Annotated in this window: 1 protein-coding gene; it reads left to right on the top strand. The window is 51.4% G+C overall.

All coding sequences use genetic code 11. The annotated features are described in order from the left end of the window. The coding region (locus A3773_RS19910; RefSeq protein ID WP_197462882.1) for a hypothetical protein at positions 1-251 on the top strand (251 nt) is incomplete at both ends.

The raw sequence follows: 251 nt of genomic DNA, 5'->3' as shown, positions 1-251 counted from the left end.
AGAAGAGGAAGAGAAGGAGGGGGAAAAAGAAAATGAAAGGGGGAGGAAGAAAGGAGAGGGGAGGAAAAGAAGAAGAAGGGAAAAGAAGAGGGAAGGGAGGGGAGGGAAAAAGGAGGAAAAAGAGAGGGGGGGAGGAAGGGAAAGAAGAGGGAGAAAAGGGAGAGGGAGGGAGAAGGAAAGAGAAGGAAGAAGGGGGGGAGGAAAAGGAGAAAAAAAGGGGGGTGGGGGCTGATGTACCTGCAGTATTGACG

The sequence above is a fragment of the Neptuniibacter pectenicola genome (genome assembly GCF_001597735.1).
In the GTDB taxonomy this organism is placed as follows: Bacteria; Pseudomonadota; Gammaproteobacteria; order Pseudomonadales; family Balneatricaceae; genus Neptuniibacter; species Neptuniibacter pectenicola.
Note: the sequence above shows the minus strand (reverse complement) of the source record. Positions and strands in the feature narration are given on the sequence as shown.